Source organism: Pseudomonas sp. NFACC25 (assembly GCF_900100935.1).
Lineage (GTDB): Bacteria > Pseudomonadota > Gammaproteobacteria > Pseudomonadales > Pseudomonadaceae > Aquipseudomonas > Aquipseudomonas marginalis.
Genome location: NZ_FMUC01000029.1, coordinates 1 through 2,272 on the forward strand (window position 1 = coordinate 1; position 2,272 = coordinate 2,272).

General features: G+C 53.7%; 2 protein-coding genes. Both read right to left on the minus strand.

Features of this window, described 5'->3' with window-relative positions:
- Positions 1 to 180: 180 nt before the first annotated feature.
- Positions 181 to 1,617 carry an IS1182 family transposase gene (locus BLQ09_RS30815; RefSeq protein WP_092359831.1) on the minus strand — a complete coding sequence of 479 codons (1,437 nt, stop codon included), beginning with the start codon at positions 1,615 to 1,617 and terminating at the stop codon, positions 181 to 183.
- Between the two features lie 186 nt (positions 1,618 to 1,803).
- Positions 1,804 to 2,272, minus strand: a 469-nt coding sequence (locus BLQ09_RS30820; RefSeq protein ID WP_256569391.1) for a hypothetical protein, incomplete at its 5' end; no start/stop codon positions are given.

Sequence of the window (2,272 nt, forward strand, 5' to 3'; positions counted from 1 at the left end):
GGGTCCAGGCTGTGTGAAAACGCACTAAATACGTCGAAAGTTGAGAACGACGGGCGTTGTCTGCGAAACCAGCAGACGGAAGCGCGAATAGCACTAGTCAGCTACATAGACGTTCGTAATGCTGCTTGGGCCGCGTTAGCGGCCCAAACAGCCGCTAACTGGCGAGCCAAGCGGCTGGATTCACGCCCTGATCGCCTCAAGCAGTCCTGCAATGCCGAAGATGCTCATCATTCGTTTGAGGTTGTAGGCGAGTACATGAAGGCTCATTTCGGTACTTACTCGCGGAAGTGTTTTGGTCAGGAAGTGGGTGGCTCCCATCCAATATTTGAGCGTTCCAAAAGGATGCTCAACAGTCTGGCGGCGAACCTTCATCTTCCCCGGGTCGTGTTCCAGCCGAACCTGCGTCGCGTCGATTACCGCCTCATGTTCCCAGCGCTTCACTCGGCGCTCCTTACCCGTCGTACATTGCTTGTGCATTGCGCAGGACTGACAGCCCGAGAAGTAGTAACAATGCAATAACATGCCGTCTTCCATCGACGAATGCCGCCGGGTCAGTAGCTGTCCCGCAGGGCATCGATACTCGTCCGACGCCGCAAGATAGATGAAGTCCTGCTTACCGAATCGGCCTTCGGCTTTGCTGCCCGATGTCAGGGGTTTCGGCACGAAGGTAGTGATGCCGGCTTGCTCGCAAGCAAGGATTTCCAGCCCCTTGTAATAGCCTCGGTCGGCCACCACCGTGAGCGATTCAGCCCCGATCTCTGCACGTGCCTGGTGCGCCATATTGCTCAGTTGCCCGCGATCATTACCAACGTTGGTCACCTCATGGGCAATGATGAGATGGTGTTTGTCGTCGACCGCTGTTTGTACGTTGTAGCCAACCGCTCCGGTGCCTCGGCCGCTCGTGGCCATTGAGCGTGCATCTGGATCGGTGAGGGAAATCTGCTGGTCTGGACTTTCGTGGAGCCGCGCCTCGATTTCCTTGAGTTTCTGCATCTGCTTTTTCAGTGTTTCTATCTTTTCTTTCAGCCGCACCGCTTTGACCTCGGCCACTTCGGGTGTTGCCCGATCCGCCGAATCCATCGCCGCCAGATATCGATCAATGCTCTGCTCGATCTGCTGCATGCGCGCCTTCACCTTGCCTTGAGTGAAGTTGCGGTCGCGATTATTGACGGCTTTGAATTTGCTGCCGTCGATGGCGATGATCGATTGGGAGAAGAGATTGAGGTTGCGACAAAGAACTACGAACTGGCGGCATACGCTGCGAATGGCTTTGCCGTTGTCTTTGCGAAAGTCGGCAATGGTTTTGAAGTCCGGAGCCAAACGCCCCGTTAGCCACATCAACTCGACGTTGCGCTCGGCCTCACGCTCAAGCCGGCGGCTGGACTGAATCCGATTGAAATAGCCGTAGATATAGATCTTTAGCAAGACCGCTGGATGATAGGCCGGACGACCCGTTGCAGCAGGATCAACACCTTCAAACCCAAGTGCCCCCAAGTCGAGTTCATCGACGAAAACGTCGACCACTCGGACTGGATTTTCTTCGGTTACGTAATCGTCCAGGCACTCCGGCAGCAGCGTCACTTGCGTGCGAGCCTCACCTTCAATAAATCGCTTCATGATCGCCCCCGATACGATCTCAACGATCAGAAGGTTAGACAATCATTAGCGCTTCACACAGCCAAGGTCGATGGGCGAGTCATCAGGCTACAGCTGAAACTCAGCGGCCCCACCCAATAGTAGGCTTCAAAGCCCCGAAAGTTGCGGCCTCAGAGCTAAGTAATGTTGTTCGGGAGGTTCTTTTACCTACAAAAAATCAGCAATCACAAGGGGTTTCTCTGTGGCAAAGATTGACTCGTAAATTGCTTCGTAGGGTGCCTCACGAGCCAACCAAGCGCTGGCGCTGTAGGCTCGAGCCTTGCAAAAAAACGATAGATGCATCTCATCTCCGCGCTCGAACAGTCGGAAATACTGCGCCTCCATTTCAGAACAAAGGTTGTCGAACAGCACTGGATCTAGTTTTGACAGCGTGACCATAATTTCGGCTGGGTCTAGCCCAGCGTCACTCGCCGCCCATAGGACAATACGAGTAGCCACGTCCAATTTTTTGCTTGGAATGATCACGTCCAATGCATGTTGAATATCTGGGTAGCTGGATGCCAAACGTGAAGGCATGTCTTTTTCCTGACCCGCTTTAGATGGAATGTGAAAGACCTGAGGTTGTTTGTCTAATGCTATTGATTCATCGGCAATGTTTTCACACAGCCTGGGTCGA

Coding starts and splice junctions, on each gene's coding strand:
- BLQ09_RS30815 (WP_092359831.1), bottom strand. CDS start 1,617: ATGAAGCGATTTATTGAAGGTGAGGCTCGCACGCAAGTGACGCTGCTG.